Source organism: Arthrobacter sp. ZGTC131 (genome assembly GCF_002929275.1).
In the GTDB taxonomy this organism is placed as follows: domain Bacteria; phylum Actinomycetota; class Actinomycetes; order Actinomycetales; family Micrococcaceae; genus Arthrobacter.
This window is the reverse complement of the sequence record NZ_PJIK01000042.1, coordinates 1-1846: the sequence shown is the minus strand read 5'-3', so window position 1 is coordinate 1846 and position 1846 is coordinate 1. Positions and strand designations below refer to the sequence as shown.

Genomic DNA, 1846 nt, shown 5'->3' with positions numbered 1-1846 from the left:
ACGGTGGGGATGCTGCCCGTGTGGGTGCCGCCGTGGTGGGAGTCGGGGTCCGGGCATGAATCGGCGCAGTCATGTTTCGTGACGAGGTCGAATTGAACGCCGCCGTGTTGTTCCACGCCGGTTCGTATGGCGCGTTCGACGACGGATGTGGCCAGGCGCCGTCGCAGGGAGAGCGGATCGCGACGGAGGTCCTTGGCGAGGGCAAAGCAGAGCAGGAGCATGACGACGATGAACGGTAGCGCTGCGACGATGGTGATGCGTTGCAGGCCGGCCAAGGCCTCCGAGGGTTCGTCGCCGCCGGCCAGCAGCATGACCGCCGCCACGGCGCCGGTGAGGCTGCCCCAGAAGATCACTACTCCGCGGCGGGGGTGCTCGGCGCCGTTGGAGCTGAGCGATCCCATCACGATCGAAGCAGCATCGGCGCCGGTGACAAAGAAGATCGCCACCAGGACCATGGCCAGCACGATGACACCAGCAGTGAGCCAGCCGGGCATGCCGAGGTTCTTGACCAGGTCGAAGAGTGCACCGTCGAAGTTGACGGACGAGACGCCGTCGACCGTTGTTACCAGCCCGGGCGTGCCTGCCTTATCGGCTTCCTGCTGGACGTGGAAAGCGGCTCCGCCGAAGATACCAAACCAGATCACGCTGACGACGCTGGGCACCAGCAGCACGCCGGTGACGAACTGGCGGATGGTGCGGCCGCGGCTGATGCGGGCAATAAACATGCCTACGAAGGGCGTCCAGGAGATCCACCAGGCCCAGTAGAAGATGGTCCAACCCGTCATCCAGCTCCGCAGGGCCTCATCGCCGACCGCTTCGGTCCGGGACGACATCTCGGCCAGGTCGCGGGCGTAGTCGCCAACGGCGGACGGGATCAGGTTGAGGATGAACAGGGTGGGCCCGGCAATGAAAACGATGAGTGCGAGGACGACGGCCAGGACCATGTTGATGTTGGAGAGCCACTGGATGCCGCGGCTGATGCCGGAGACGGCCGAAGCGACGAAGCAGAAGGTCAGGACGGCGACGATCCCCACAAGCACGGGAGTGCCGATTTCGCCGAACCAGCCGTTGGAGGTCATGCCGCTGCCGATCTGCAGGGCGCCGAGGCCCAGGGAAGCGGCCGTACCAAAGAGGGTGGCGAAAATGGCCAGGATGTTGATGAACTTCCCGAGCGGGCCTTCTACCATCCTGATGCCAAAGAGCGAGGTGAAGGCCGCGGAGACCAGTTGCCTGCGGCCCAGGCGGTAGGTGCCGTACGCCATGGCAATGCCGACCACTGCATACATTGCCCAGGGGTGCAGGGTCCAGTGGAAGATCGAGGTGGCCATGGCCGTCTGGATGGCTGCGGGGGTGCGGCCGTCCACGGTTCCGGGCGGGGGAGAAATGTAGTGGTAAAGCGGTTCGGCTACGCCGTAGAACATCAGTCCGATGCCCATGCCGGCGGCGAACATCATCGCGACCCACGAGACGGTACGGAATTCGGGCTTCTCGCCGTCCTTCCCCAGCGGGATGTTGCCGAACTTGCCGAGGGCCAGCCACAGGACAAAGACGACGAACAAGGAAGCCAGGACCATAAAGAGCCAGCCGGTGTACTCCATGACCCAGTTCAGGGCAGTAGTGGAGGTAGAGGCGAGGCTGTCACGGCCCACAAAGCCCCAGACCACAAAGGCGATGGCGATGACGCCGGTGATCCCGAACGTTACCTTGTCGAGCGTGAGCGAGTGGTTCCGGCGCAAAGAGACGGCCTGCTCGGTCCTGGCACTACGCAGCTCTTCCAGGATCTGCTCATACTCTTCGACGTCCGGCAGTGGTGCTGCCTCTCCGTCCCTCGGATCGAGGACAGCGG

The 1846-nt window shown here is 64.4% G+C and carries 1 protein-coding gene; it reads right to left on the bottom strand.

The window, feature by feature from the left end; all coding sequences use genetic code 11:
• Window positions 1-1808, bottom strand: a 1808-nt coding sequence (locus CXQ90_RS21590) for a BCCT family transporter (RefSeq protein ID WP_258064703.1), incomplete at its 3' end; no start/stop codon positions are given.
• Window positions 1809-1846 lie beyond the last annotated feature (38 nt).